22 protein-coding genes and 1 riboswitch are annotated in these 26593 nt (G+C 56.9%); of the genes, 14 read left to right on the top strand and 8 right to left on the bottom strand.

Features of this window, described 5'->3' with window-relative positions:
• Positions 1-6: 6 nt before the first annotated feature.
• Positions 7-1857 carry an alkaline phosphatase PhoX gene (locus H573_RS0103255; protein WP_027873017.1) on the bottom strand — a complete coding sequence of 617 codons (1851 nt, stop codon included), beginning with the start codon at positions 1855-1857 and terminating at the stop codon, positions 7-9.
• A 319-nt stretch (positions 1858-2176) separates the two neighbouring features.
• Positions 2177-2304, top strand: a riboswitch (guanidine-I (ykkC/yxkD leader).
• A 60-nt stretch (positions 2305-2364) separates the two neighbouring features.
• Between H573_RS0103255 and H573_RS0103250 the strand changes: the two genes are divergently transcribed.
• From H573_RS0103250 to H573_RS0103210, 9 genes are all read left to right on the top strand, one after another.
• Positions 2365-3405 (top strand): putative urea ABC transporter substrate-binding protein, encoded by a 1041-nt coding sequence (locus tag H573_RS0103250; RefSeq protein ID WP_027873016.1) that lies wholly within the window; start codon positions 2365-2367, stop codon positions 3403-3405.
• A gap of 58 nt (positions 3406-3463) precedes the next feature.
• Positions 3464-4279 (top strand): ABC transporter permease, encoded by an 816-nt coding sequence (locus tag H573_RS0103245; protein ID WP_027873015.1) that lies wholly within the window; start codon positions 3464-3466, stop codon positions 4277-4279.
• Positions 4276-5049 (top strand): ABC transporter ATP-binding protein, encoded by a 774-nt coding sequence (locus H573_RS0103240; protein ID WP_027873014.1) that lies wholly within the window; start codon positions 4276-4278, stop codon positions 5047-5049. The genes H573_RS0103245 and H573_RS0103240 overlap by 4 nt, the downstream gene beginning before the upstream one ends.
• Positions 5049-5759 carry an urea amidolyase associated protein UAAP1 gene (locus H573_RS0103235; RefSeq protein WP_027873013.1) on the top strand — a complete coding sequence of 237 codons (711 nt, stop codon included), beginning with the start codon at positions 5049-5051 and terminating at the stop codon, positions 5757-5759. Before H573_RS0103240 ends, H573_RS0103235 begins: the two co-directional genes overlap by 1 nt.
• A 10-nt stretch (positions 5760-5769) precedes the next feature.
• Positions 5770-6411 carry an urea amidolyase associated protein UAAP2 gene (locus tag H573_RS0103230; RefSeq protein ID WP_027873012.1) on the top strand — a complete coding sequence of 214 codons (642 nt, stop codon included), beginning with the start codon at positions 5770-5772 and terminating at the stop codon, positions 6409-6411.
• Between the two features lie 75 nt (positions 6412-6486).
• Positions 6487-10125, top strand: coding sequence for an urea carboxylase (gene uca / locus H573_RS0103225; protein WP_027873011.1), 3639 nt, complete (start codon positions 6487-6489; stop codon positions 10123-10125).
• The gene (atzF, locus tag H573_RS0103220) at positions 10122-11933 is read left to right on the top strand and encodes an allophanate hydrolase (RefSeq protein ID WP_051170932.1); all 1812 of its coding nucleotides are present in this window, start codon (positions 10122-10124) and stop codon (positions 11931-11933) included. Before uca ends, atzF begins: the two co-directional genes overlap by 4 nt.
• A gap of 37 nt (positions 11934-11970) precedes the next feature.
• Positions 11971-12219 carry a CPXCG motif-containing cysteine-rich protein gene (locus tag H573_RS19865; RefSeq protein ID WP_051170930.1) on the top strand — a complete coding sequence of 83 codons (249 nt, stop codon included), beginning with the start codon at positions 11971-11973 and terminating at the stop codon, positions 12217-12219.
• A gap of 2 nt (positions 12220-12221) precedes the next feature.
• The gene (locus tag H573_RS0103210) at positions 12222-12734 is read left to right on the top strand and encodes an O-acetyl-ADP-ribose deacetylase (RefSeq protein WP_027873009.1); all 513 of its coding nucleotides are present in this window, start codon (positions 12222-12224) and stop codon (positions 12732-12734) included.
• Positions 12735-12737: 3 nt separating this feature from the next.
• Here H573_RS0103210 and H573_RS0103205 read toward each other — a convergent pair whose 3' ends face one another.
• Positions 12738-13166, bottom strand: a complete 429-nt coding sequence (locus tag H573_RS0103205) for a TlpA family protein disulfide reductase (RefSeq protein ID WP_027873008.1) — start codon at positions 13164-13166, stop codon at positions 12738-12740.
• Positions 13167-13238: 72 nt separating this feature from the next.
• Between H573_RS0103205 and arsC the strand changes: the two genes are divergently transcribed.
• From arsC to sppA, 4 genes are read left to right on the top strand one after another with little or no spacing between them, the layout of a single operon-like run.
• Positions 13239-13592, top strand: a complete 354-nt coding sequence (gene arsC / locus H573_RS0103200; RefSeq protein WP_027873007.1) for an arsenate reductase (glutaredoxin) — start codon at positions 13239-13241, stop codon at positions 13590-13592.
• A gap of 10 nt (positions 13593-13602) precedes the next feature.
• Positions 13603-14199 carry an NAD(P)H:quinone oxidoreductase gene (gene wrbA / locus H573_RS0103195; protein WP_027873006.1) on the top strand — a complete coding sequence of 199 codons (597 nt, stop codon included), beginning with the start codon at positions 13603-13605 and terminating at the stop codon, positions 14197-14199.
• Positions 14200-14222: 23 nt separating this feature from the next.
• Positions 14223-14600, top strand: a complete 378-nt coding sequence (locus H573_RS0103190) for a DUF2069 domain-containing protein (RefSeq protein WP_036255502.1) — start codon at positions 14223-14225, stop codon at positions 14598-14600.
• Positions 14601-14616: 16 nt separating this feature from the next.
• Positions 14617-16431 carry a signal peptide peptidase SppA gene (gene sppA, locus H573_RS0103185; RefSeq protein WP_027873004.1) on the top strand — a complete coding sequence of 605 codons (1815 nt, stop codon included), beginning with the start codon at positions 14617-14619 and terminating at the stop codon, positions 16429-16431.
• Positions 16432-16491: 60 nt separating this feature from the next.
• Here the strand turns inward: sppA and H573_RS0103180 are convergent, their stop codons facing one another.
• From H573_RS0103180 to H573_RS0103170, 3 genes are read right to left on the bottom strand one after another with little or no spacing between them, the layout of a single operon-like run.
• On the bottom strand, positions 16492-17508 hold the full coding sequence (locus tag H573_RS0103180) for a TIGR03617 family F420-dependent LLM class oxidoreductase (protein WP_027873003.1): 1017 nt from the start codon (positions 17506-17508) through the stop codon (positions 16492-16494).
• A 14-nt stretch (positions 17509-17522) separates the two neighbouring features.
• Positions 17523-18524 carry a hypothetical protein gene (locus H573_RS0103175; RefSeq protein WP_027873002.1) on the bottom strand — a complete coding sequence of 334 codons (1002 nt, stop codon included), beginning with the start codon at positions 18522-18524 and terminating at the stop codon, positions 17523-17525.
• A gap of 52 nt (positions 18525-18576) precedes the next feature.
• Entirely contained in the window at positions 18577-20961 is a 2385-nt protein-coding gene (locus tag H573_RS0103170; protein ID WP_051170929.1) for a PEP/pyruvate-binding domain-containing protein, read from the bottom strand.
• A 194-nt stretch (positions 20962-21155) separates the two neighbouring features.
• Here H573_RS0103170 and H573_RS0103165 point away from each other — a divergent pair, with 194 nt between their 5' ends.
• Complete coding sequence (locus tag H573_RS0103165) at positions 21156-21761, top strand: TetR/AcrR family transcriptional regulator (protein WP_161624234.1); 606 nt, start codon at positions 21156-21158, stop codon at positions 21759-21761.
• A 29-nt stretch (positions 21762-21790) separates the two neighbouring features.
• Here the strand turns inward: H573_RS0103165 and glpE are convergent, their stop codons facing one another.
• From glpE to H573_RS0103150, 3 genes are all read right to left on the bottom strand, one after another.
• Positions 21791-22111, bottom strand: a complete 321-nt coding sequence (gene glpE, locus H573_RS0103160; protein ID WP_027872999.1) for a thiosulfate sulfurtransferase GlpE — start codon at positions 22109-22111, stop codon at positions 21791-21793.
• Between the two features lie 63 nt (positions 22112-22174).
• Complete coding sequence (locus H573_RS0103155; RefSeq protein ID WP_027872998.1) at positions 22175-25321, bottom strand: efflux RND transporter permease subunit; 3147 nt, start codon at positions 25319-25321, stop codon at positions 22175-22177.
• Entirely contained in the window at positions 25318-26544 is a 1227-nt protein-coding gene (locus H573_RS0103150) for an efflux RND transporter periplasmic adaptor subunit (protein ID WP_027872997.1), read from the bottom strand. Before H573_RS0103150 ends, H573_RS0103155 begins: the two co-directional genes overlap by 4 nt.
• Between the last annotated feature and the right edge of the window lie 49 nt (positions 26545-26593).

Raw genomic sequence — 26593 nt, 5'->3', positions numbered from 1 at the left:
GTCGTACTACAGAGCAGGATCTTCAAACAGCCAGATCACATTGTTCTCGTGGTTGCCAGTGTCTTCGCCAATCAACACTCGTCCATCGTCCAAGATCACCAGATTGTCGGGGTTGGAGATGTTATTTGTGTTACAGCGGTTTGCTGCACGATCGCCGTAGTAGGGGCCGCCGACAAGCGCTGGGGTGAGGGTGTTGATGTCTACGAGGCCATCCTTTTCAACGAGCTTCATGCGGTAGACCACACCACACTTGCCGTGAGTGCCGTCTAGCTGAATGTCTCCGGTGCCGTCAGCCATAGTGGCGTCGAACGAAGACATGGCCAGATACATGTAGGCTTGGGCACCATCTGCAGCGCCGTTATTCCACCATGTGTCGGCCAAGCCGAAGTTGATGTTGATGCCTTCCATTTTGCGGAACTCAGCCGTTGCGCCCATTGCTGCAGCGAGTTTGCGGCTTTCAAGGAAGGCGACGCGCTCATCGGCAAAGGGGTTGGCGGCAACGCTACCGCTGTTGTCGAGGTCTTGCCCTGACTTGAATTCTGCGAAGGCCTGAATTTGCGCATCGCTAATGTGCTTGGCGTCGGCAAACGTGCCGTCGAAGCTCGCAATGGCGTTTTCGATATCGGCCTCATTGCCAGCACCGATCTCAATCCATTCCACGGCAAAGGCAGCTTCGGCTGGGTCAATGATGCCATTGGATTGGGTGACTTTTGCGGCGTAGAGCTTGCCCGCGCTCATATCGTTAGCGGCATCGGCCACAAACTTAAACAGCACTGTGCCGGTGCCATCGTCGCTGAGGAAGACGGTGCGGCGGTCTGGCATAACCACGGGGTTTTCGTGTGAGAAGCGGCCCATCAGCTCAAGTTTGTTCACTTCAACATCGGCAACATTGGCTGTTGCTGCGGTGTTGTTAGTGCCGATCTCGACAATGTAGCCGTAGTCGTAAGGGTTGCCCCAGTTCCCGCTGCGATCCAGCGGGTAACCTTTGTATTCAGCAATCGCTTCGGCATTGGAGAAATAATTGGCATTGGCATTGAACCAGTCGGCGGTATTGTCAAAGTACAGCTCTTCTGCCGACAGTGGCGTTCCCCAGGGGCTTACCGTGCCAAAGCAGTTAACCCAGGTGCCGTCGACACTGGAGAAGTCCAGCATGCCTTCCTGGGTCGGGCTATAAGTATCCGTTAAGCGAATACGGCTCATGCTGCCTGGGCGGTCCTCCCAGTTGGTATACAGGTAGTAGCCGGTGCCACCATCGGAGACGGCGCCGTTAAAGTCGGGGTCATTAGAGCTTTTGATTAAACTGCCGTTGGCGCTGAGGATGTCACCCATTTTGTTGCCATCGGCCAGGTTGTCACCCTGTTGCGCCAACACAATGTAACTTCCAGCGGCGCTTTGTACGGTTTCTTTTTGTGCCGTGGTGATCGGGAAATCCAGAGCGGCAATATCGCCCATGTTGTTAACGTCGGCGTTAAAGTAGCCAACGGTACCTACGTTAAAGACCTTGCCAGCTGAATCCGTGGTTGTGTTAGAGCTGCTTGGGTGCTGAATATTGGAGAACAGCTTGCCGTCTTCGTTAACGAATATTCCGGTAAACTCAGCGCCGAGCGGAGCGGTAGCAAACCGTTTGAGGCCTTTAGGTGTCACCGTAGAGATGCCATCAGCACCATCTTGACCGTCTGCGCCATCCTGGCCATCAGCGCCATTTGCACCATTGCTTCCATCTACGCCCGCAGGACCTTGTGGGCCTACCGCGCCGTCTTGGCCATCGCTACCATTGCGTCCGTCATCGCCGCCGCAGGCTGACAGTGTTGCAGCCAGAATAGCGGCAATGGAAGCGCTCAATAACTTCTTGTTCATAACAGTTCCCTAGAAAGAGGTGGATTGGTCTAGTTATAACGGGAGCCCAGTCTAGGGACGGACTATGACGGTTTAACAAAGAAAACATGTCGAAGAGTTGACGAATTTGTGACAACCACCAGGCTGGCTGAGTGCGACATATTTGTGCGTTAGAACATTTTGCGCCCCATTGGAGGGCGGTAATGGCGGCAGGTTCGGTCGCCCCGGTCGGCGAGTACCGTGAATTGGCGGTGGAAGTAGTGTTGGCATGGATTCTGTATAGAACACGGTGTCCGCACTCTTGGTATCGCAGGACATGCTGTCAAAGCATCACAATTTGGTAATGGAGAGCTAGGGTTCCGGTTGTGCACCTTGCACAACGTCTGGTCCGAGAGCTTTCGACCTTTTCCCCCATCGATTGGATTCGCCACGGGATAGGTTACACGGCGGGAAAAAAGCCCGGGAGACGATCGGCAGCCAGTTGCCAGGAGTGCTCTATTTACCGCGTAACGATGCCGGAGGCAGGCAATGAAACGAATAGCCGCATTACTACTTACTCTCTCATGTTCCTCTTTTAGTCTCGCTTCAGACAGCTTCAAAGTATGCTGGTCAATTTATGTTGGCTGGATGCCGTGGGGCTATGGTGAAGAGCAAAAAATCGTCGATAAATGGGCGAAGAAATACGGCATTGAGATTGATGTCGTTCAGATCAACGACTACATCGAGTCAATAAACCAATACACCACCGGCGAGTTTGACGCATGCACCATGACGAACATGGATGCGCTGACAATTCCCGCTGCAGGCGGTGTGGACAGTACTGCGTTAATTGTCGGCGATTTTTCTAATGGCAATGACGGGCTGGTACTGAAAAATACCGACTCACTTCAGGCTGTGAAGGGACAGCAAGTGAATTTAGTTGAGTTGAGTGTTTCCCACTATTTGCTGGCGCGCGCACTGGATAGCGTCGGCATGAGCGAATCTGACGTTACCGTTGTGAATACCTCCGACGCCGATATGGTCGCTATCTACCCAACAGCGGGGGTAAGTTCTGTGGTGACTTGGAACCCATTACTCAGTGAAATTCTCACCATGCCCGGCGCAAACAAGGTGTTCGACTCTTCTCAAATACCCGGCGAAATTATCGACCTGCTCGTGGTGAACACCGAGGTATTAAAGAAAAACCCTGCTCTCGGTAAGGCGTTAGTTGGCGCTTGGTATGAAATCATGGCGACCATGAGCGCCCCAGGAAAGGCGGGTCTCGCTGCCCGCACGGCGATGGCAATTGCGTCGGGGACGGACACCGCCGGCTACGATGCGCAGCTGGCCAGTACGAAAATGTTTTACACGCCCAGCGACGCGGTCGCTTTCACCCGCAGCAGTGACCTGAAGTCAACCATGCAGAGTGTGGCTGAATTCTCGTTTAACCACGGTTTGCTGGGTGACGGCGCTCCCGACGCCGGTTTCATCGGTATCGAAACGCCTGTCGGTGTCTATGGCAATCCGGCAAACGTCAAACTGCGTTTTAACCCCAGCTTTATGCAAATGGCGGCTGACGGCAAATTGTAAACCGTGCCCGAGGGTGGCGCCTGCCACCCTAACCATTTTTCTCAGCTGGGATGCTTCTATGAAACGATTGATTAATCAGCAGCCGACGCGGGTATGGGGCATTGCCTTGTCATTACTGCCCTTCGTAATCCTGTTGGTGCTTTACGTCACGGCCTCTGATGCACGTTTGGCGGAAAACCCCCACGACAAGCTTTTACCCAGCTTCTCTCAGATGGGTGAGGCGATGCAGCGCTTAGCATTTGAGCCGAGTAAGCGCACGGGGGAGTACCTGTTTTGGCAGGACACTCTCAGCAGTTTGCAGCGCCTGGGTTTGGGTATGGCAATTGCCGCTGGCTTGGGGATGTTGCTAGGTCTGAGTACCGGCGCCTTTCCTGTTGCCTATTCGGGTGTTGCGCCATTGCTGACGGTGGCATCACTAATACCGCCAATGGCGATTTTGCCGATACTGTTTATTGTCTTTGGTTTGGGGGAGGTGTCTAAGGTTGCGCTTATTGCCATTGGCGTAACGCCCTTCGTCGCGCGCGATATCCAAAAGCGCTGTCTGGAAATTCCCCGGGAACAGCTGGTAAAAGCGCAGACACTGGGTGCCAATAGTGGGCAAATAGTCTTGCGGGTGCTGATCCCCCAATTGATGCCTCGGCTGATCGATTCCTTGCGACTGTCGTTGGGGAGCGCGTGGTTGTTCCTTATCGCCGCAGAAGCCATCGCCTCTACCGATGGCCTCGGGTATCGGGTGTTTCTTGTTCGCCGCTACCTGTCGATGGACGTGATCCTGCCCTATGTTGCCTGGATCGCTTTGCTGGCATTTGTTATCGACTTTGTGCTGCGCAAGCTGAGTTTGTGGGCCTTTCCCTGGCAGGAGAGTCGCTCATGATCGAGATTCGCAATGTATGGAAGCGCTACGGCGACAACGTCATTCTGGAAAATATTTCTGCCACGGTTGCTGAAGGGGAATTTATCACTTTGGTAGGGGCCTCGGGCTGTGGCAAGAGCACTTTCCTGCGCATGTTGTTGGGCACTGATGTGCCCAATCAGGGTGAGATTCTGCTGGACGGCAAAACCATTGCCGATGAGCCCGATGCCGAGCGCGGAGTGGTCTTTCAGCAGTACTCGGTGTTTCCTCACATGACCGTGTTGGAAAACGTCATCATCGCCCGTGCGTTTGAGAAGACCCGCCTGGGCTTTCTCTGGGGCAAGCGTAAACGCGCTGCCCGCGAGGAAGCGATGGCGATGCTGGAAACGGTGGGGCTGTCACATATGGCGGCACGTTACCCGGATGAACTCTCCGGCGGTATGCGCCAGCGACTGGCGATTGCTCAGGCGTTGATTCTAAAACCTCGGATCTTATTGCTGGATGAGCCTTTCGGAGCGCTCGACCCCGGCATTCGCGCCGACATGCACGCGCTTGTGCTGTCGCTATGGCGCCAGCACAAGCTCACCGTGTTCATGGTGACCCACGATCTGGCCGAGGGTTTTCATCTGGGCACCCGTCTGTGGGTGTTCGACAAGTTACGCCTCGACCCGCAAGCGCCCAATCGTTTCGGTGCAGGTATTACCTACGACCTACCCGTTGGGCAGTGCGAGCCTGAATTACTGCAAGAAATTGACAGTGGCCTGAGCAGCTCAGGCCAGGAGTTAGTCTGATGAATCATTATGAAACCACCATCGCGCCGGGCGGCCATTGGTCGCTGGAGCTGCGTCGCGGCACCTTGTTGCGGCTGCAGGATATCGACGGCAACGGCAATGCCGGGCTGCTGTTTTATAACCCGCGCAACCTGCTCGAGCGCTACAACGCGCCAGACACCCTCAAGTGTCAGCACACCTTCAAACTGACTCGTGGCAACTGTCTGTACTCGGATATGGGACGCATTTTTGCCTCGATCGTTGACGATGATCTGGGATGGCACGACACCGTGTGTGGCAATAGTCACGCCAGCCATATTGATGCGCGCTGGGGCCGTCGCGATTACCAACACGATCGCAACGACTGGCACCAGAACGGTCACGACGCCTTTCTGGTTGAGCTGGCGAAATACGGTCTTGGCGCCGCGGACATGGCCGCCAACATCAATGCCTTCAGCAAGGTGGAAACCGACGACGAGGGCAATCTTCACTTGGCCACCGGGCACAGTGCGCCGGGCAGCACCTTGACTCTGCGCATCGAGATGGATTGCCTGGTGCTGATTCACGCTTGTCCCCACCCGCTGAACACTGCTGCCGACTACCCGCGCCGCCGCATTGGTGTGGAATTGAGCGTGGCCGAGCCGATGACCGAGGACGATATCTGTCTAAATCACTGCGACGAAAACCGCCGTGGCTTTGCCAACAACGCACTGTATTACCTGGGCGCCTGAGGAGAGAAACATGATTAAACACAGTGAACGCCTCGCTGCTACCGCGCTGCGCCGCGAGCAGATCGACGCGGGGGATTACTACATTGCGAAACTGGGCGCCGGCGAAGTGCTGCGCATCCTCGATTTAGAGGGGAATCAGGCGGCGGATACGCTGTTCTTCTGCGCCGACGACCCCGCTGAGCGCTACAGCGCCACCGACACCATTCGCGAACAGGGCAATGTCTACCTGAGCGCCGGTTCGGTGCTGCGCAGTACCCTGAACCGCCCGATGCTGGAAATGGTGGCCGATACCTGCGGCCGTCACGACACTCTGGGCGGCGCCTGCGCCAGCGAGAGCAATACCGTGCGTTACGACCTGGAAAAACGCTGTATGCACGCCTGTCGCGACAGTTGGATGCTCGCTATTGCCGAGCACCCAGAGTACGGGCTGAGCAAGCGGGATATCGGTCATAACATCAACTTTTTTATGAATGTGCCTGTCACGGCAGACGGTGAGCTGAGCTTTGCCGACGGTATTTCCGGCGCGGGGAAATATGTAGAACTGAAAGCGCTGGTCGACACCATTGTGCTCATTTCCAATTGCCCGCAGCTCAACAACCCCTGCAATGCCTACAACCCGACCCCGGTCGAGTGCCTGATCTGGGCGGCCTGATTAACAAGCGATCCAACGACTTCAGTGGACGGCCACTGTCGTAGACACAAGCGGGACGGCCCGCAACGGACCAGCATGTTCAAGAAAGTATTGATTGCCAACCGCGGTGCAATTGCCACCCGAATTATTCGTACCTTGCGCGAAATGGGCATCACTTCCGTGGCGGTTTACGCCGACGTCGATGCCCGCAGTCTGCATGTGCGTCACGCCGACGAAGCCTACAGCCTGGGCGAGGGCGGCGCAGCCGACACCTATCTCAACAGCGACAAAGTCTTGGAAATTGCCCGCGCCTGTGGCGCCGAGGCCATCCATCCCGGCTACGGTTTTCTCAGCGAAAATGCGGCCTTCGTCACTGCCTGTGAGGCGGCGGGTATTGTCTTTATTGGCCCCACTCCGGAGCAGATGCAAAGCTTTGGGCTGAAACATCGCGCACGGGAGATAGCCGCCGCGGCGGGCGTGCCCCTACCGCCGGGCTCGGGTCTGCTGGCGGATGTGGATACCGCCTGCGCCGAGGCCGCGAATATTGGCTACCCGGTAATGCTCAAAAGTACCGCCGGGGGCGGCGGTATCGGCATGCAGGTCTGTGATTCCGAGGCGGTGCTGCGCGAGGCCTTTAACAAGGTCAAGCAGCTGGGTAAGAACAACTTTGCCGACGACGGTGTGTTTCTGGAGAAGTACATTGCCCGCGCCCGGCATATTGAAGTGCAGGCCTTTGGCGACGGTCAGGGCGGAGTGCTGGCGATTGGCGAGCGCGATTGTAGCGCCCAGCGCCGCAACCAGAAAGTCATTGAAGAGTGCCCGGCGCCTAATTTGCCCGAGCCGGTGCGCCAGCGCTTGTATCAGTTGGCCGAAGCGCTGCTGTCCAGTGTGAACTACCGCAACGCCGCCACGGTGGAGTACATCTTTGATGCCGACACTGAGGAGTGCTACTTCCTTGAAGTGAACACCCGCTTACAAGTAGAGCACGGCGTCACCGAAATGGTCTGGTCGGTGGACTTGGTGCAGTGGATGCTGCAGCAGGCGGCGGGGGAACTGCCACCACTGAATGAGCTTCGCCAGGGCCTGTCTGCCAGCGGGCATGCGATTCAGTTGCGGGTGTATGCCGAAGACCCCTACCGGGATTTTCAGCCCTGCGCGGGGCTGCTTAGTCATGTGGCATTTCCCCAGCGGGGTGAGGCGCTGCCTGGCCTGCGTATTGAACATTGGCTGGAAAGCGGCATTGAAGTGTCACCGTACTTCGATCCGATGTTGGCGAAGATTCTCTACCGAGGGGAGGACCGCGACGCCGCGATTCAGGGTTTGCGGGAGACGCTGGATCAGACGCAGCTTTATGGCATTGAAAGCAACTGTGCCTATCTGCGTTACTTGCTGGATGACGCAGTGGTGTCTAAGGGCGACGTCACAACCCGCTATCTTGCGCAGGTAACTTGGCAGCCTGCGCGTATCGATGTGCTGCAGGGCGGTACTCAGACCACCATTCAGGATTTCCCCGGTCGCAGCGGTTACTGGGATGTGGGCGTGCCGCCCTCGGGGCCCTTCGACAACTATTCCTTCCGGCTCGCCAATGCGATGCTGGGCAACACGTCTGATGCGGCCGCACTGGAAGTCACCCTGCAGGGGCCGACCCTGCAATTCAGTGCGCCCACCCGCATTGTGGTGGCGGGGGCGGCTATTCCTCTAAGTCTGGATGGCGAGCCCGTGGCGATGCACACGCCGGTGGAGGTGGCTGCTGGGCAGATGCTGGTGATGGGGCGCATCGAGCGCGGCGCGCGGGCGTATCTGGCTGTTGCAGGTGGCCTTGATTGCCCCGAGTACCTAGGCTCGTGCTCCACCTTTACCCTCGGCCAGTTCGGCGGTCATAACGGTCGTGCGCTGCGCACCGGCGATGTGTTGGCGCTGGCGCAGTCCGAAGCCATAGGGCCACCGCTGAGTCCGGATCAGGCCGCCCTGCCGGACATCGGCTCGCAGTGGTCGCTACGGGTGATTTATGGCCCCCACGGCGCGCCAGACTTTTTTACCGACGCTGATATCCAGCAGTTCTTCAGCACCGACTGGGAAGTGCATTACAACTCCAGCCGCACCGGCGTGCGCCTGATCGGCCCCAAACCGCAGTGGGCACGCCAGAGTGGCGGCGAAGCGGGCATGCATCCGTCCAATATTCATGACAACGCCTACGCCTTTGGCACGGTGGATTTCACCGGCGATATGCCGGTGATCCTCGGCCCGGACGGCCCCTCGCTGGGCGGCTTTGTCTGTCCCGCCACGGTGATTACCGCCGACCTGTGGAAGCTCGGTCAGTTACGCGCCGGGGATACGCTGCGCTTTGTGCCGGTCAGTGTTGACGCGGCGGTGGCGGCTGAGCGTTACCAGCAGGCCTTTTTCGCCGGTGATGAGCTCGGCGATAACACCGCCGCTGCCGAAAACGCGGCGCCAGTCTCTGTGGAGGCCCTGCCGTCGCCCATTGTTCAACGCCTTAGTGCTCACGAGGTGGGCGATGAGGTGGTATATCGCCTGGCGGGGGATCACTTCCTGCTGGTGGAATACGGCCCGCTGGAACTGGATATTCGCCTGCGCTTTCGCGCCCACGCATTGATGCAGGACTTGCAGCAAACGCCATTGCCGGGGCTGTGTGAACTCACGCCGGGCATTCGCTCACTGCAACTGCATTATGACGCGCAGCAATTACCGCTGAGTGAGCTGCTGGACGAACTGGCGCGCCGCGAACGGCGCTTATCGCAGCGCTTGGATTCCCTGCAGGTGCCGTCGCGCACGGTGTGGCTACCGCTGAGCTGGGACGACGAGGCCTGCCAGTTGGCAGTGGATAAATATCAGCAGTCGGTGCGCGCCAATGCCCCCTGGTGCCCGAGTAATCTGGAGTTTATCCGCCGCATCAATGGTCTCGACAGCATTGCTGATGTCAAGGATATCGTCTTCGACGCCGCCTATCTGGTGATGGGGCTGGGCGATGTGTATCTGGGCGCGCCAGTCGCCACACCCGTCGATCCGCGTCACCGACTGGTGACCACCAAATACAATCCGGCGCGTACCTGGACCGCAGAAAACTCGGTGGGTATCGGCGGCTCTTATCTTTGTGTGTACGGCATGGAAGGGCCGGGCGGTTACCAGTTTGTCGGTCGCACCCTGCAAATGTGGAACCGCTACCGTCGCACGGCTGCGTTTACCGAGCCCTATCTGCTGCGCTTTTTTGATCAGATTCGCTTCTACGAAGTCAGCCACGATGAACTCACGCAAATCCGTCGCGATTTCCCGCTGGGCGACTACCCGCTGCGCACCGAGGAGGGCGAGTTTTCGCTGGCGGAGTACGAGGCGTTTACCACGCAGCACGCGGCGGAAATCGACGCCCATACTCGCCGCCGAGAGCAGGCCTTCGATGACGAACTGGCGCGCTGGCATGCCGATGGCCAGTTCCACTACGAGGCACCGGAGGTCGAGGTCAGCGACGATACGCTGGTGATTGGTGACAACGATATTGTGGTGGACAGCTCGGTGGCGGGCAGCGTTTGGCAGCTGAATGTGGACGAGGGCGATACCGTTGAAGCCGGGCAGTGCGTGATGCTGCTGGAGTCGATGAAGATGGAAGTGGCTGTGCTGGCCAGCCAGCCGGGCCGCGTGAAAACGGTGGTGGTGAAAGCCGGCGGCCGCGTCAGTGCCGGTCAGCCACTGTTAATTCTGGACGGGGAGGATGCCCAATGACATTGCCCACACTGAGTCGCCGCAGTCTGCATCAGGCTTACCGCGATGGCAGCCTGACACCGCGCAAGCTGATGGCCGATATCGCCGCGCGCTGCGACGCGCTCAAGGACCACAATATCTGGATTTACCGCCTCAGCGCGGCGGAGCTGGAGCCGTATTTGCAAGCGCTGGACAGTCACAATCCCGACAGTCTGCCGCTGTTTGGTTTGCCCTTTGCCATTAAAGACAATATCGACCTGGCGGGTGTGCCCACCACGGCGGCCTGCGAAGCCTTTAGCTATACCCCCTCGCAATCGGCGACGGTGGTGCAAGCGCTGATTGCCGCCGGAGCGATTCCGGTGGGCAAGAGCAATCTCGATCAATTTGCCACCGGCCTGGTGGGCACCCGCTCGCCCTGGGGCGCCTGTAAAAACAGTGTCGACCCCGACATGATCAGCGGCGGTTCCAGCTCTGGCTCGGCGGTGGCCGTGGCCAAGGGGCTGGCCTGTTTCAGCCTGGGTACCGACACGGCGGGTTCGGGTCGCGTACCCGCCTGCTTTAATAATCTGGTGGGCCTCAAGCCCAGTATCGGCCTGTTGTCCGCCACGGGGATGGTGCCCGCCTGCCGCTCGCTGGACTGCATGACGGTATTTGCACTGAATGTGGATGACGCCAATGCCGTGCTGTCGGTGGCTGAGGGTGAGGACGCCAGTGATGCCTACAGCCGCACCAATCCCTTCGGCAACAGTTCCCGCCATTACGGACGACACGCCGGTAAATTGCGTCTGGGCGTGATGCCAGCGGAACAACTCGCTTTTTTCGGTCACGCGGGCTACGAGCAGGCCTATCAGCAGAGCCTGGCGGCGATTGCCGAAGATGACGAGGTTGAGCTGATCGAGGTGGATATGTCAGCCTTTCTCGATGCCGCCAAACTGCTTTACGAAAGCCCCTGGGTGGCGGAGCGCTATCTGGCCTGTTCACCATTGATTGAGGAGCAGCCCGAGGCGCTGTTGCCGGTCACCCGAACGATTATCAGCGGCGGTGCAACGCCATCAGCGCGGGATACCTTCTCTGCCCAGTACCGTTTAAAAGCCCTGCGCAAACTGGCGCAGGCCGCGCTGGATTCGGTGGATGCACTGCTCACACCCACCGCGCCACGACCTTATTCGATTGCCGAGCTGGACGCTGACCCCATCGCCCTGAACAGTAATACCGGCTACTACACCAACTATATGAATCTGTTTGACCTCTGCGGTCTGGCATTGCCTACGGCGTTTACCGACGACGGTTTCCCCTTTGGCCTGACGCTGGTGGCCGAGGCTTTCGGCGACCGTAAGCTGCTGTCGATTGGCAACCGTCTGCAACAGCGTTTTGCCTTGCCGCTGGGCGCGGAAAAGCGCGCTTTTGAACCGCTTTCCGAGAATGCTTCGACAGCGGCCGAGCGGGTGGACGTGGTGGTTTGCGGCGCCCACCTGGACGGTCAGCCCCTTAACTGGCAGCTTCGTGAGCGTGGTGCCACCTTACAGCTTTGCACGCAGTCAGCCCCTGGTTACCAACTCTATGCCTTGCCCGTTGGGCCGCCGTTGCGTCCGGCCATGGTGCTGGCCGAGTCCGGCCAGGGGCAGGCGATCGAGGTGGAAGTGTGGTCGATGCCGCTCGCCGAACTTGGCAGTTTTGTGGCCGGGATTCCCGCGCCGTTGGGTATCGGCAAAGTACGGCTGGTCGACGGACGGCTCTGTCCCGGCTTTATCTGCGAGCAGTCGGGGATTCGCGGCGCGACGGACATCAGCCATTTTGGCGGCTGGCGGGCCTACCTCCGCAGCCTGTAACGTGGCAGCATGGCGTTTTTGTCGTGATGGCTGAGCCATGTTGGAAAGCTGGAAGGATTACTGCCCCTACTGCGGTGAGCGCATTGAACTGCTGATCGACCCGAGTCTGGCAGGGGAGCCGTACGTTGAAGACTGCGAGGTTTGCTGTCGCCCCATGCGCGTCAGCGTGAGGGATGGCGACGCGCCACTGGGTGCCGATAGCTGGGCACAGGCGATAGAGGAGCTGCCCGCGTCGGCGTCCGACTCCGGTTTGCAGGTTCAGCTTCAGCGCGAGGATGAGGTGTAACGATGCCCTGTGAACTGCGAGCCATACAGGCAGATATCTGCCTGCTAAACGTCGATGCCATCGTTAACGCCGCGAATAACAGCTTGCTTGGCGGGGGTGGTGTCGACGGCGCCATTCACCGGGCGGCGGGGCCGGAGTTGTTGGACTTCTGTCGCGGCTTGCAGGGTTGCGAGACCGGCGATGCCAAGGTCAGCCCCGGTTTTGCGTTGCCAGCTCAATACATTCTTCATACGGTAGGGCCGGTGTGGCACGGCGGTGATCAGGGCGAGGCTGATAAACTGGCGAGTTGCTACCGCCGCTGTATTGAAGAGGCCAAGGCACTGGAGCTTGCCACTCTGGCCTTTCCGGCCATTAGCTGCGGCGTCTATGGCTACCCTCACGACAAGGCTTGCGCTATTGCGGTGGCCAGTTTACGGGAGGCCTTGCTTGAGCCGCGCAGCCTCCGGCAGATCTTATTAGTGGCCTTCAGCCCGGAAGTGCTGGCCCATTGGCAGCGGGCTTTAGCACACGACTGAGGTTTACTGGCGGCCTAAAGCCTTGAGCAAACTGGCTTCCGTTTGCGGCCCCGTGAGTACACTGTGCAACTCACCTTGGGGACTGAGGATATAGGTGGTCGGCAATACTTTGGGGCGCTCTTGCCCGAGCAATTGCGCGGGGTCGGCGAGCATACTTTCGAATTGTATATCCAACTCGGCAATGGCCTCGTCTAGCGCCGGGCCCTGCAGGCGGTCGTAGTTTGCGCCGTAAACGTCGATGTCGCTGTGTTCGGCATCAAGTTTATTGAGTTCGGGAATTTCATCGCGACAGGGGCCACACCATGTCGCCCAATAATTAATCAGTACCCAGTTGCCGGTGTCTGGCAAGCCCTCTGCGCTGGTTTCGCTGCGGCTGCAGGCGATTAATAAAGAACACGTAAGCAGTAGCAAGATTGATCGCAGTTGTATCATTTCCTATTCCAAATGGTGACCAGCAATGCGCTGTGTATAATGTCGCTCATCGTTTACTACGCTGGATGAGTCATGTCTGTTTACACCCTGTACCACAATCCTCGCTGTTCCAAGTCACGTCAAACCAAGCAGTTGCTTGAAGACAATGGGGTAACACCAGAGGTCGTCCTGTATTTAGAAGACAGCCCGAGTGCGGATACGCTGCGAGACTTGCTGGCGAAGCTGGGTATTGCTCCGCGGCAATTGTTGCGCAAGGGCGAGGCAGAATACAAGGAGCGCGGCTTGGCGGATGACAGTCTCAGTGATGAGGCCTTAATTCAGGCGATGGTTGAAGCGCCGAAACTGATTGAACGGCCGATTGTCGTAAAAGGCGACCAGGCGGTGCTCGGGCGTCCACCTGAGAACGCACTGGCTTTGATCGATTAAGGAATCTTCAATGACAGATGGCCCCTACATTTTGGTGCTGTACTACAGCCGTCACGGCGCAACCCGGCGCTTGGCCGAGCAGATAGCGCGTGGTGTGGAGCAGGCGGGTATGGCAGCGCGGCTGCGCACGGTGCCCGCGATTTCCACCGTCTGTGAGGCCGTCGAAGAGGATATTCCTGATGAGGGGCACCTCTACGCCAGTCAGGAAGATTTACGCGATTGCGCAGGCCTGGCAATGGGCAGCCCTACGCGTTTTGGTAATATGGCGGCGCCGCTGAAGTACTTTATAGATGGTAGCTCGGCGCTGTGGATGAGTGGGGCTCTGATAGGGAAGCCCGCTGCGGTTTTTACATCCAGCGCCAGTCTGCATGGCGGTCAGGAGACGACGCTAACCTCGATGATGTTGCCACTACTGCACCACGGTATGGTGATCGCCGGTTTGCCCTACAGCGAGTCCTCGCTTAGCACAACAACCACAGGTGGGACGCCCTACGGAGCAAGCCACGTTGCCGGCAGTGACGGGCGCGATGTCGACGCCACCGAGCTGGCCTTGGCGACTGCCTTGGGCAAGCGTCTTGCGTTACTGGCTCAGCGACTGGCTGATTAATTCTATATAAGGAAACTTCAGGTATGACAAGTTTGGAAAAGCGCGCGGCCGTCACGGCGGCTTTGATGAAGTTTTCCTACGTCGGTTTGTTAATTTCATTGAGTTTGAGTACGTGGGTGTGGGTGCAAGAGGGACGCCAGCCCAGCGTTACCATCTGGCTGATTCGCGTGTTGCCACTGCTGATTTTTGTGTTGCCGGTTTTTCGCCAGCAGCTCAAAGGCATTGCCTGGATGTGTTTTGTAAGCCTGTTGTATTTTGCCTCCGCAGTGACCGAAGCAATGTCGCCCTTCGTTATCTGGATCAACTATATAGAGCTGGCACTGGTAGTCATTTTGTTCTGCAGTGCGACAGCATTTATTCGTTGGCATGCGCAGGCGATGCGTGCCTCACAAGAAGCCTAGGGAGTAGGGGTACAGTATGAGTGATTCGAAAAAGCGCGGTTTCTTTAGCCGTTTGGGCAATGTGCTCGACGGTGTGCGCCGCTGGACCTTGAACCTGTTCTTCTTGTTGTTTATCGGCTTGCTGCTGTTCAACATTGTTAACGCCTTTCGTGTTGAAGTGCCTAACGGTGGCGTTCTGGTACTGGCTCCTGAGGGGGTGGTGGTTGAGCAATACACCGCTGTTGACGCATTCACGCAAATCAGTGGCAGTGGTTTGCCGGTAGAAACATTGCTGCAAGACCTGATCGATAGTGTGGATTACGCTCGCGAGGACAGCAGCATTCAGGTGCTGTTGTTATTGCTCGACGACCTGCAGCACATCGGTATGGCGCGTTCCTTGGAATTGTCAGAAGCACTTCGACGTTTTCGGGAGTCGGGTAAGCAAGTTGTCGCGATGTCGGGACACTACGATCAGGATAAGTATTTGTTAGCGAGTGAGGCCGACCAAATACTGCTGCACAATATGGGCGGCGTCAGCCTGGAAGGCTTTGCCGTGGTACGCAACTACCTGAGTGAGGCGATTGATAAATTAAAGGTCAACTTCCACGTATTTAAAGTGGGAAGCTACAAGTCGGCACTCGAGCCATTTATTCGCAATGATATGTCGCCGGAAGCGCGTGAAGCGAACCGAGGGTGGTTGGAACCGCTGTGGGACCTATACCGAGACCGCGTCGTTGAGCGCCGCAATATTGCCGTTAAAGACTTCAATTACTACGTTAACCATATCGATCGCGTGCTGGCTGGTAGTGGTGGCGATGCCGCACAAGCTGCCCTGGACTATGGCTTGGTCGACGGTATTGTCAGTCGGCCACGGCTCAGCGAAATGATGGCTGAGCAGGTGGGTTGGGATAAAGATGGCTATTTTAACCAGGTTTATTACAAGCACTATCTGCGCTTTAAGCGCGGCATAACCTTACCCGACGATACCGCGGGTGTGGCGTTAATCGTTGCTAGCGGCAATATCGTGGATGGCGAACGGTCTGCGGGCAGCATTGGCGGCGATAGCCTTGCGCGTCTGGTTCGTACCGCGCGGCTGGATGAGAGTGTTAAAGCGCTGGTGTTGCGGATCGACAGCGGCGGGGGTTCCGCCTTTGCGTCAGAAATTATTCGCGCTGAACTCGAGGCACTGCAACAGACTGGCAAGCCCTATGTGGTGTCAATGAGTAGCCTGGCGGCATCAGGTGGATACTGGATTGCGGCAGGTGCCGATGAGATCTGGGCGAGCCCCGCTACGTTGACAGGCTCTATCGGCATCTTTGGTGCCTTTCCCACCGTTGAGGAATTACTGGCTGATTTGGGTGTAAACACCGACGGTGTCGGCACGTCGGCAGTTGCCGGGAAACTGCGTGTTGACCGCCCGCTAGACCCTATTGTGGCGCGGTCCATTCAAAGCAGTATCGATAATGGCTACCGCCGATTTATTAATGTGGTTGCCGAGGGACGCGGCAAACTGCCGGAACAAGTCGAGCCGATTGCCGAAGGGCGAGTGTGGAGTGGTATGGATGCTCATGAACTTGGCTTGGTAGATAAGCTGGGCACCTTAGAACAAGCCATCCAGTCTGCGGCGAAGCTTGCCGGGCTGGGCGACAGCCGGCACCGTGAATTGCGCTTGCCGATGAGCCCGGAAGAAGAGCTGATGCGCTGGATACTGAGCTCGGGGGTCGCGGCGCCTTTGCTCCCCCAGTCTCTTTCTGCGTTAATTCAGCAGTGGTTGCCTGTGACCGCAGCGCTCCCTACGCTAAATGACCCGCGTGGCATGTATGCCTACTGTCCGGTGTGTGTGAGCCCGTAGCCGCGAATACAGACATTGAAAACCCTCTTGCACTGGCGCCGGAGTAACCGCGAAACGAGGTTACTCCGGGCCGGCTTTTAGCTCCTGAATAATCGACGCCCACATAGAGTCGGCTGCAGCGTAAGGAGCGTAAATTGCCAATCTGTCGGCGTAGCCGGCATATTTTTGTTTAAGCAAACCGGCGATCTCTTCGGGTTTGCCGCGAGTGCAGAAAGCGTCGAGAAAATCATCGTCCACATAACTGCCCAGCTCATCCCACTTACCTTCTTTTGATAGTCGGTTCATTGTCGGCTGTAAGTCGCCCAGGCCTACCGCCTCCATCGGCGGTGCATAGGCGGGTGTCGAGGCATAGAACCCCAGCAAGCTCTTCACGCTATTTTCCGCTGCAACATATTCCTCTTCGGTTTCTCCGGTGACGATGATGGCATTAACTTGCAAGGTGAAGTCATCCAGGGAGCGCGCCGATTTCTCCAAGCCTCTTTTTACGGCAGGTAAGGCCTTCTCTTCCAGAAAGGGCAAGGTGTTGAAGGGATGCACGATCAACCCATCGGCAACCTCGCCGGCGACTTCGGTCATTTTTGGCCCCAGGGCACCCAGCATGATTGGGGGCACTCCATAAGGGTTTGGCCCTGGGTTGAACATCGGCGTCATCAATGTATGACGATAGTATTTCCCTTGGAAGTCGAGTTTGTTGCCATGTTGCCAACAGTCGAAAAACGCTTTGACCGCTAAGATATACTCTCGCATTCTCGCCGCCGGTGGATTGAAGTCTATGCCGAAGCGCTTTTCTATGTGTGCTTTAATCTGCGAGCCGATCCCCAGGCTGAATTTGCCCTTTGAAAACGTTTGTAGGTCCCACGCCTGGTAGGCAATGTGAGAGGGGTTTCTGGGGAAGGCAACGGCAATGCCGGTGGCAATGTCGAGTTCGGGTGCATGCTCTGAGGCGAGCGCTAAAGGGAAGAACGGATCCCAGCTACCCTCCAGTGAATACACGCCATCATAGCCGATTGCTGCCAGGCGTTTGGCTTCCGCCGCTGCGCCACTCATTTGCGCATAAAAGGGGCCGTCAATTTTCATTGTTTTACCTTGTTCTATTTACTTGGATTGCTGTCGCGATTGCATTCAAACCAGCCGATGACGGGCGCTTCATCGCCGATATGGCAGCGTACTAAAGAGCGTCGATACTCGGTGCGTTTGGGCGGTGAGAAGGTGTGGGTAATATCGATTTCTACACCGGAGATCGTTTCAATACGACCGCTGATCAGCCTACCACTACTGCAGGCGAGGTCGAAGTGTCCGGCAACGGAGCGGTGTGGGGAGGTCGCATCAAAAGAGAGGTCGAATTCAACGCCCTCTAGGTTTTCCATCTCGCCGCCGCTTTCTTGGTAATAACCGACTTTGATTTCCGGCCACTCGGGAATATTAACCACGGTGGACTGAAGGCTAAATTTCTCCGTGTTAATGACCAGAAACTGCCACTGCATATCCCAGGGGCGCGGCCCCCATGAGTGGTCGCGTTCGCCCCGAACGGTAACGTCCCGTGTGTGTTTGTCGATGTTCATCGTCAAGGCGCCGGCGATTGGCTGTTCATAGCGATTGGTGCTGAAGCCCTCTGCTTGGTGATCTTCAACGGTGCCACCGCCGCTAGAGTGGGCGGGGCCCAGCGCATTCATGGCTAGCTTGACGGCGACCGGTAGCACCAGGCCTTGGCGTTGCCCCGACAGCACCCTTGCAAAGCCTGATACGCTCAGCGTTCCACTTTGCAGGGCCTCACCTGCCTGATAATTAAATGCTAAGCCCCAGCCCTCATAAGCGAAAACGTGATTGTCGCTTTGTAACTTCAGCGCTGAGAAGGGGAGACGGTACTCTTCGATCGTTAGCCATTCTTCACCATCGAGCAGGTACAGCCAAAATAGCACTCGTTGTTGTACGGGGTGCCAACCGACTCGACAGTGCCCTGCGATTCGGCCATTGGCGTCATACCAATCGAAAAAATACGATTCATTCCAGTCTGAATGATCGCCGCTAAAGGGGTGTGGAAACTCGTCGTCGAGCTGAATACCAAATTGCGTCAGCGTTTTATTATCTAGCATTGTGCTCTGCTCTCGGTAGTGTGTTTGGTTGTGGCAATCAGCAAGGCCGCACTTACAGAAGTGATACCACGCCGGTATCAGCGTTGAGGCGGATACTGTCGCCAGTTTTTATTCGTTGGGTGGCAACGCGGGTATTTACGATTGCCGGCAGACCGTATTCTCTGGCAATGACCGCGCCGTGGGAGACTGAGCTTCCAACGTCGGTAATTAGTCCGGCTATTGAACTGAAGTACGGGGTCCAGCCCACATCGGTGATGGGGGCCACGAGGATTTCACCAGGCTGCAGCCCCGCGGCGTCGCTAACGCTAAAGGCGACTCTGGCCTTGCCCTCGACCAGGCCAGAGGAAACCGGCCGCCCTAGGATGTCACCACCGGTTTCAGTGCTCTGTAGTCGACGGTCGATTGGTTGTGGAGGGCCCACGCAGATTTCATTGAAATCGAGTTTATTTTGAAAGGCGAGGGCGGTTCGACGGTTGCTGGCTTTTTCTTTCTCCAGCGCTGGGTCAGCGGAGCGGACGACGTTCATAAGCTCATCGTGGGTGAAAAAGAAAGCCTGATCGGCGTCGTCCAGCTTTCCTTCGCGGTGAAGTTGCTCACCCAGGGCCCGGTAGCTGCGTTTGAAACGGTTGGCGATGTCGACCAGTAGTGATTTTGTTGCCTCTCGTCGGCGAATTGCCGCGTGCGCCTTGGGTAATATCCAGCGTACGCCTCGACTCAGTTGGCTGGTGTCGACTGCCTGTGGTTTCGGGTTCACCGCCTTGCCAGAGCGACGCGCGCTTACCGAGGCTTGTAACGTGGTGACCAGTGTCTCGGGCGCATCTGCCCAGCAGGCTTCTCGCATGCAGAGTTCTCGATAGCCACGGTGACCGTGGCGATGTAAAAACGCCTTAAAGTCGCCAGACGTAATTGCGCTGCTGGCTAACCACTCGACAGCATCGGTAGGCGAGGCATCGACGAAAGCCTGAGCGTCGCGCTCATGTTGAGCGATCTTCTCGACAATGGCATCTAGCTGCTCGACGAGGATGGCGCTTTCAACGCCGCTTGCGCCAGCCATTAAGTTTGCCGCCTGTGCCTGTTCTGCAGCGCTGCTCTCTTGCCCTCCAGAAATCATGGACTGGAGGATATTGCTGGCCACTCCGGAGGTTGTGGAGGATTGAAGGTGGACGGCCATTGCTTCGGAATAGAAGGGTAAGGCCTTGTCCAGCGCCTGAGCGATTTCCACGCTATTTCCAGAAGTTGGCAGGTTGAAGGCGTCGGCTTTCTTGCTAAATCGGGCGATGACATCATCGGCTTTTTGCAGATACCGGAGCATTTTTACGGTGCCCAATAGACGTATCCACCAGGGGCGTTTGGGGGGCTCTTGAAGCTCTTCCACGACGCCACCGCACAGGCTATAGCCCATCGACTTTGCGTCTACCCCGAGCACGTTAGCGGCAGCTGCGATTGATCCGCTGAGGTTGATGAAGAGCTTGCCGTGACTCATTGCTATTTGAGTCCACTCATCGGTGACGGTTTTGCGGCCGGCATAGCTCACATGCATGTGTTGCATGCCATTTTCGATGCTTCGTCCTGTCGTTGAAAAGGTTAGGGGGCAAACGGCGCCCGGCATCATTTCGCCCACGTTGCAGCGCGTGACAACGTCAGTGGCGTTGATTGGCGTATCTAACTCGTTCAGATCCGTCCCGATGGTGGTAATTGGCCGAGCTTGCAGCCAGAAGATGCGGCCCTCGCTGTCAGCGGCCCACTCCAGATCAAGCGGGATGCCGGCCTGTTGGCTAGCGTGTTTGGCCTGGGCAACGAGCGTGCCGAGTAGTGCGTCGGAGAGGATCGGCGTATCGCCGATAAGCTCAGAGTAGCTTAGCTGGCCACTGCGGTTAAATTCGTAGTGATCGGGTGTCGCTTCCCCGCTGACGAGTGATTCCCCCAGCCCTTCTACGGCATCCACGACAAGCCGGTCGTGGCGACCCGATACGGGGTCAACAGTGAACAAAACACCGGCGGCGCGGGCATCTACCATGGTTTGCACAACGACGTTCATTTGCACGCCATGAATATTGTTTTTGCCTTGGTAGGCACTAGCCCGTTGGCTATGTAGTGATGTGACGCAGCGGTCGATTGCTGTTTTTAGATCGTCGAGGCCCCCGACGTTGAGGATACTTTCATATTGGCCGGCGAAGGAACTCTCCGCACCGTCTTCCCCCAGTGCCGATGATCGAACGGCGACTTTAGCGCCACCGAGCTTTTGGTAATAGTCGGCCAATGCTTCAGGGTACTCACCACATTGCGCATCAACGATAACAAAGCCACTGGGCACCGTAAGTCCCCAGCGCATCAGTTGGCTAAGGCCGCTGGCTTTACCGCCCATGGAAAGCAATGCGTCTTGGCTTGTATCGGTATCGTTTAGCCAGTGAATAGTCGTCACGCTGTCAGTGATCATCGTTTTTCTCAGCTCATTATTGTTATGTGTGGTGTTGCTTCTGCCGGTGGTGGCGGCAAGGCCACCCTTGCTATACGATCGTATAGTGTTGGCTTTGTGTCAAGGGCAGTGCTAACTTCCTAAAATTGAACGCATTTTTCTAATGAGTTGGGGTAAGTTAAATTCCGATGAAGGCCGGTAGCGGAGAGCCGAAAATGAATGAGCGCCGGGAGCGGGTACTCCGGGCAGCCGCGCAGTTGTTTGGACAACTCGGTTTTGACGGGACATCATTTGCGTTGGTGGCGGAGAAAGCGGGTGAACAGAAAACCTTTGTTCAATACCACTTCCAAAATAAAGAGGTACTCTGGCGAGCTGCTGTGTCGCATGTTTGGTTGCAGCGCAACAATGCCTTACCGCGCTACATTGAAGATATTTCCTTGCAGCGTGCGTCCGACGACAGGGAAAAAATGATTCGTGACTTGTGCAGAAAAATACTGCACTTCACGTTTGCTCACCCCGAGTGGGTAAAAATAATGTTTCAGGAAGCATCGGCGCCGGGGCCGCGCTTAGATTGGCTCGTCAAAGAATTTATCGGCACGGACTTTATTGAAGGGCGTGCAATGATAGAGCTAGGTCAGCATCAAGGTTTACTGCCAAAAGTGGATGCGATGGACCTTTTGCATATTCTTTCGGGTGCGTTGCTGTATTTGGTAAGCGTTGCGCCGATAACTGAGCGTGTGTTGGGGCTGCGGCCCGACTCCAGTGACTACATTGACCACCACGTTGATACGCTGACACGTATCCTTCGGCAGCACGCCTAGGGCCTTGGCGTCCTCGTTGCCTTCAGGCCTCATTGCTCGCCACTTTGATGGGGGTAGTGCTGCCGCCATTCTTCAAACCCGCCGTCCATGCTGTAGACCTCGGTAAAGTCTTTTTCAACAAAAAACTGCGCGGCGCTCTGGCTGCTATTACCGTGGTAGCAGTAAATGATGAGCGGCGCGTCCGGGTCGGCGTCTTCAATAAACTGCTGCAGGTTGTGGTTGTCCAAATGGCAGGCGCCCTTGATGTGCCCCAGCTGGTAGGACTGCTCGTCGCGGATGTCGGCGAGTTGCGTTGAGGGCTGGCGCAGCAGTTGTTCGGCGTCTGAGATCGAGATGCGTTTAAAGGACATAGGCGTACTTATCAGGTCAGTTGGTAAATTATCGGTGAAATAGCAGAGCGAGCGCGCAGGGCGCTACTCGCTCAGTGCCGGTTCGAGCTCGCGAGCAGACTTACTGCCAAACAGCGTTTTCACGTCTTCAAGCACGATATACAGGCAGGGTATTAATATCAATGTGATGACCGTGGCGAAGATGATGCCGAAGCCGAGTGACACCGCCATGGGAATCACGAACTGGGCTTGCAAGCTGTCTTCCATCAGCATCGGTAACAGACCAAAGAAGGTTGTTAGCGACGTCAGCAGTATCGCTCTAAAGCGCTGACACCCCGAGTCGACAACAGCGTCGATCAGGCGCTCGCCGCGGTCGATCGCCGAGTTAATGAAGTCCACCATAATCAGACTGTCGTTGACGACAACGCCGGATAGCGCGATAACGCCAAAGAACGACATCATACTGAAGGACAGGTCCGTCACAATGTGGCCGAACACCGCACCGATAATGCCAAAAGGGATTACCCCCATAATGATTAGCGGCTGCAGGTACGAGCGTAAGGGGATGGCCAATAGACCATAAATGCCAAACAGGGCGAGGGCAAAGCCGACCAGTAGACTGACCATCAGGGTGCCCACTTCCTCACTTTCACCACTGAGTTTGATATCTAGGCCGGGGTAGCGCTGTTGCAAACCGGGCAGCAGGTTTTTAAGGATACTGGAGGTGACTTTATCCGGCTCAACACGTGACTTATCGGCTTGGGCAGTCACACTGATAGAGCGCTCGCCATCGATACGCGTCATGGTTGTGTAGGCGGGCTGGATGGTGATCTTTGCCACATTAGAGAGCGGCACAAAGGCCCCCTCGGCGGAGCGAATAAACATGCTTTGCAGGTCGGACACCGCCGCACGCTCATCGCGCGGGTAGCGAACCATCACCTTCACTTCGTCGTTGCCGCGCTGCACGCGCTGGGCTTCCGCGCCATAGAAGGCATCGCGAATCTGCTGTCCTAGTGCTGCTGAGCTGAGGCCCAGGGTTTCCGCTTCGGGGAGAATTTCCAGGACAATTTCATCGCGCAGTGCGCTGGCACCATTGCGAATATCGTAGACGCCCTCATAGCGGCGCAGGGCATTTTCCACTTGTGCTGCGGCAGCGGTAAGGTCTTCTGGATGGGGGCTGCTGATTTTTAGTGAGATCGACGGGCCCATTTGTTGGTCGGCAATACTCACCGCGAGTACCTTGGCGCCGGGGATATCGCCAATCTCTTCGCGCCAGCGCCGCGCAATTTCCGCACCGTCGATATCGCGCATGTCATTCTTGGTGAGTTCGGCCATAAACGTCACGTGACGTCCGCCGCGGCCAAAGGCGGCAACGTGGCTGATCAGGGCGCGGTTATCGTCGTTGGCATGGGCGGCGGAGTAGGCCTCGTTGACCTTGCGGAGGCTGCTGTCCATATGTTCGAAGGCGCGGCGCGTTTCTTCCTCGGGGGTGCCTTCAACCATTTCTAGGTTGGCCTGAACGAAGTCGCCGGGCACTTCGGGGATCATGACGAAATGTACGATACCACCAGCGACCAGGCCTACTGTGACGATGAGCATCGCGGTGAAGCTCGCGCCGGTGATATAGCGCTGGGCAATGGCCCGCTTAATAAAAGGCCGGTAGGTGTTTTCGACAAAATTACTGAGTATCGCATTGGACTTTGCTGGAATGCGGTCGAGCTTTTGCCAGATAGGCCCAGTGCCGGGCGAACTGTGTGCCAGGTGAGCAGGTAGAATCCATTTTGATTCCACCAGTGAAAATGCCAGGCACAGAATAACAACCCAACCGACAGACTCCGGGAAGGGCGCGAAGGTGCCACTGGCGAACAGGGTTGGCGAAAACGCCATGATGGTGGTGAGCACGCCAAAGGTGGCGGGGGTGGCCACGCGCAAGGCGCCTTTGATAACGGTATCGACCGAGTGGCCGCTTTTTTCCGCTTCGGCGTAGGCGCTTTCACCAATGATGATCGCGTCATCAACCACGATACCCAGGACCAAAATAAAGCCAAACAGACTGAGCATATTCAGGCTGATATCGACCATTGGCATCAGCGCAAAGGTGCCGAGGAAGCAGATCGGCAAGCCGACCATTACCCAGAACGCCAGTTTGATATTCAGGAATAAGCTCAACACCACAAATACCAGTAAGGCACCCATGCTGAGGTTGTCGAGCATCATGCTCATGCGGCCTTTCAGGTAGTAGCTGATGTCGGCAAACTGCGCAATTTCAACGCCCTCCGGCAATTGCTCGCGCTTGTTTTCCACATAGCGACTTACCGCCTCGGCAACGCGGATCAAATCCTGGCTACCTACTGAGAAGACTTGCAGGCCCAGGCTGGGCTTGCCGTCGAAGTATGCAAATCCGTCAACTTCCTCAAAACCGTCGTTAATCGTCGCAATGTCGGCCAGCGTTAAGCGGGTACCGTCGGGGAAGCTCTTTACAACCAGGCGTTCAAATTCCTGTTGCTGGCGTGCCTGGCCTTGGGTTCGCAGGGAAATATTGCCGTTGCTGGTTTTAATCGTACCGCCGGGCAGGTCTAGCGACGAGCGACGAATGGCGTCGGCGACATCGCTGAGGGTCAGCTGGTACTCAAGCAAGCGGTGCTCGGGAATTTCGATGCTGATCTCAAAGTCGCGGGCGCCGTTGATCTGAACAAAGGCGATCTCGGGGTCTTGCAGCATCTCCTGTTTGACTTGCTCGCCCAGCGATTTCAGGCTGCGCTCATCCAGGTCGCCGTAAAGCTCAACGTTGACGGTGTGCTTCTGAAACTCCAGGCGCTTTACGATGGGGCGCTCAGCCTGTTCGGGAAAACTGACAATGCCATCTACCGCGCTTTTGATCTCGTCCATCACGGCCAAGATGTCATAGTCTTTGTAGATGTCCGCACTGATCGTTGCCAGTGATTCGTCGGCGGTGGACTCTATGCTCTCAATGGCATCAATGTCCTGCAGCGCTTCCTCAATTTTGAGAATGACACCGTCTTCAACTTCCTCCGGCGTTGCGCCGGGGTAGGGAACCGTGATGCGGATGATGTTGATTTCGAAGTCAGGCTGCAGGGTGCGCTGAATATTCAGTGCCGAGCCAATCCCCACGCACAAGATGACGATCATCAACAGGTTGGCGGCAACGCTGTTGCGTGCGAACCACGGAATGATGCCGCGGCGAGTGTCTAGGTGCTCGGGAATAGTCATTGGACGCTGCTAAGCTCGGTAAAGGTAGCCATGCCTGATTCGCTCTGTGGCTTAACCAGCTCGGCGGTCGACATGCTGCTGTTGACTTTAACGGGGGTGCCGCTGATGGCGCTGGGCACTGATGACAGGCAAATCCGATCACCTTCTTCAAGACCTTCATACACGTAGACCAGCTTGCCTTCTGTGCGCAATGCTTTGATATCGCGGTTGCGCAGGGTTTGCTTGTCGTCGACCACCCACAGTTGATTGCCGGTGCGCAGGATATGCCGGGGAACGGCGATCAGCCCATCGATTTTTTTGCCTTCTATATCCGCTTTTACAAAGCTGCCATTGAGTAGGGGCTTGCCCGGGTTCTCCAAGCGGTAGGGGTCATTCACGCGCGCGACAACAAACAACACGCGACTGCGTTCATCGAGTACGCCCTCGCTGCGCACGACCTCGGCGGGCCAGCGATCGCCAATATCATTTTCCAGAATGACTCGGGGGTAGGTGTCGTGCTGGCTATTATTGGGCAGTTCCAGATAAGCGAGGCGGTCCGTTGGCACAGGGAGCCGAACTTCGGCAGTGTCGACGGAGAACATTTGGCCGACCGGCGTACCGGTGCTAACAAATTGTCCGAGGTCGACCTGGCGCATTTTGATCAAGCCGCGATAGGGGGCTTTGATTTGCGTCCTGTCCAGGTTGATCTTGGCCTGACGGCGGTCCGCGAGTGCGGAGTTCAGTCTGGCCTTGGCTTCGTTCAATTGCGGCAGCCTGAGCGCCAGGGCACGCGCTTCTTTACTGGCGTGACGGCGGGGGTATTTGCGTAGGTCTTCCTTCGCTACTGCCGCGCGCCCTTTTTCTTGTAGCAGGTTACTGTGGGCAGTGGCCACGGCAGCCTCGGCGCGTTTGAGTTCAGCGCGGTAATTGCGATCGTCAATGCGCAACAGCACTTCGCCTTGTTCTACCAAGCCGCCATTTTCGAATTTGGGAGAAACGTCCATGACCTGCCCCGATACTTCGGTGACCAGGCTGGTTTCTGTGCGCGGCTGCACGGTGCCCTGGCTACTCACGTTGATCATCAGGGACTGTTTGGTCGCAATGGCGACGTCAATGATCAGTGAATGCTGCTCAACGTCCTGTTGTTCGGGGGCGGGGCGCAGCGCGAAAAGGATCACGGCAACGACAATGGAAAGGCCGATGATTGACGCGACGGCAATGGCCTGCTTGGGCAAATTAGGCAAAACAACGTTCTCTTTTTGTCGGTGGCGGCAATGCCGCCGGCGAGTCGAT

Origin of the sequence: Neomelitea salexigens DSM 19753 (assembly GCF_000422345.1) — a bacterium.
GTDB lineage: Bacteria > Pseudomonadota > Gammaproteobacteria > Pseudomonadales > Spongiibacteraceae > Spongiibacter > Spongiibacter marinus_A.
Note: the sequence above shows the minus strand (reverse complement) of the source record. Positions and strands in the feature narration are given on the sequence as shown.

Coding starts and splice junctions, on each gene's coding strand:
- H573_RS0103170 (WP_051170929.1), bottom strand. CDS start 20,961: ATGATCACTGACAGCGTGACGACTATTCACTGGCTAAACGATACCGAT.
- H573_RS0103240 (WP_027873014.1), top strand. CDS start 4,276: ATGATCGAGATTCGCAATGTATGGAAGCGCTACGGCGACAACGTCATT.
- H573_RS0103230 (WP_027873012.1), top strand. CDS start 5,770: ATGATTAAACACAGTGAACGCCTCGCTGCTACCGCGCTGCGCCGCGAG.
- H573_RS0103165 (WP_161624234.1), top strand. CDS start 21,156: ATGAATGAGCGCCGGGAGCGGGTACTCCGGGCAGCCGCGCAGTTGTTT.
- glpE (WP_027872999.1), bottom strand. CDS start 22,111: ATGTCCTTTAAACGCATCTCGATCTCAGACGCCGAACAACTGCTGCGC.
- H573_RS0103255 (WP_027873017.1), bottom strand. CDS start 1,857: ATGAACAAGAAGTTATTGAGCGCTTCCATTGCCGCTATTCTGGCTGCA.
- H573_RS0103235 (WP_027873013.1), top strand. CDS start 5,049: ATGAATCATTATGAAACCACCATCGCGCCGGGCGGCCATTGGTCGCTG.
- H573_RS0103210 (WP_027873009.1), top strand. CDS start 12,222: ATGCCCTGTGAACTGCGAGCCATACAGGCAGATATCTGCCTGCTAAAC.
- H573_RS0103190 (WP_036255502.1), top strand. CDS start 14,223: ATGACAAGTTTGGAAAAGCGCGCGGCCGTCACGGCGGCTTTGATGAAG.
- atzF (WP_051170932.1), top strand. CDS start 10,122: ATGACATTGCCCACACTGAGTCGCCGCAGTCTGCATCAGGCTTACCGC.
- H573_RS0103250 (WP_027873016.1), top strand. CDS start 2,365: ATGAAACGAATAGCCGCATTACTACTTACTCTCTCATGTTCCTCTTTT.
- uca (WP_027873011.1), top strand. CDS start 6,487: ATGTTCAAGAAAGTATTGATTGCCAACCGCGGTGCAATTGCCACCCGA.
- H573_RS0103155 (WP_027872998.1), bottom strand. CDS start 25,321: ATGACTATTCCCGAGCACCTAGACACTCGCCGCGGCATCATTCCGTGG.
- H573_RS19865 (WP_051170930.1), top strand. CDS start 11,971: ATGTTGGAAAGCTGGAAGGATTACTGCCCCTACTGCGGTGAGCGCATT.
- H573_RS0103175 (WP_027873002.1), bottom strand. CDS start 18,524: ATGCTAGATAATAAAACGCTGACGCAATTTGGTATTCAGCTCGACGAC.
- wrbA (WP_027873006.1), top strand. CDS start 13,603: ATGACAGATGGCCCCTACATTTTGGTGCTGTACTACAGCCGTCACGGC.
- H573_RS0103245 (WP_027873015.1), top strand. CDS start 3,464: ATGAAACGATTGATTAATCAGCAGCCGACGCGGGTATGGGGCATTGCC.
- sppA (WP_027873004.1), top strand. CDS start 14,617: ATGAGTGATTCGAAAAAGCGCGGTTTCTTTAGCCGTTTGGGCAATGTG.
- H573_RS0103180 (WP_027873003.1), bottom strand. CDS start 17,508: ATGAAAATTGACGGCCCCTTTTATGCGCAAATGAGTGGCGCAGCGGCG.
- arsC (WP_027873007.1), top strand. CDS start 13,239: ATGTCTGTTTACACCCTGTACCACAATCCTCGCTGTTCCAAGTCACGT.
- H573_RS0103205 (WP_027873008.1), bottom strand. CDS start 13,166: ATGATACAACTGCGATCAATCTTGCTACTGCTTACGTGTTCTTTATTA.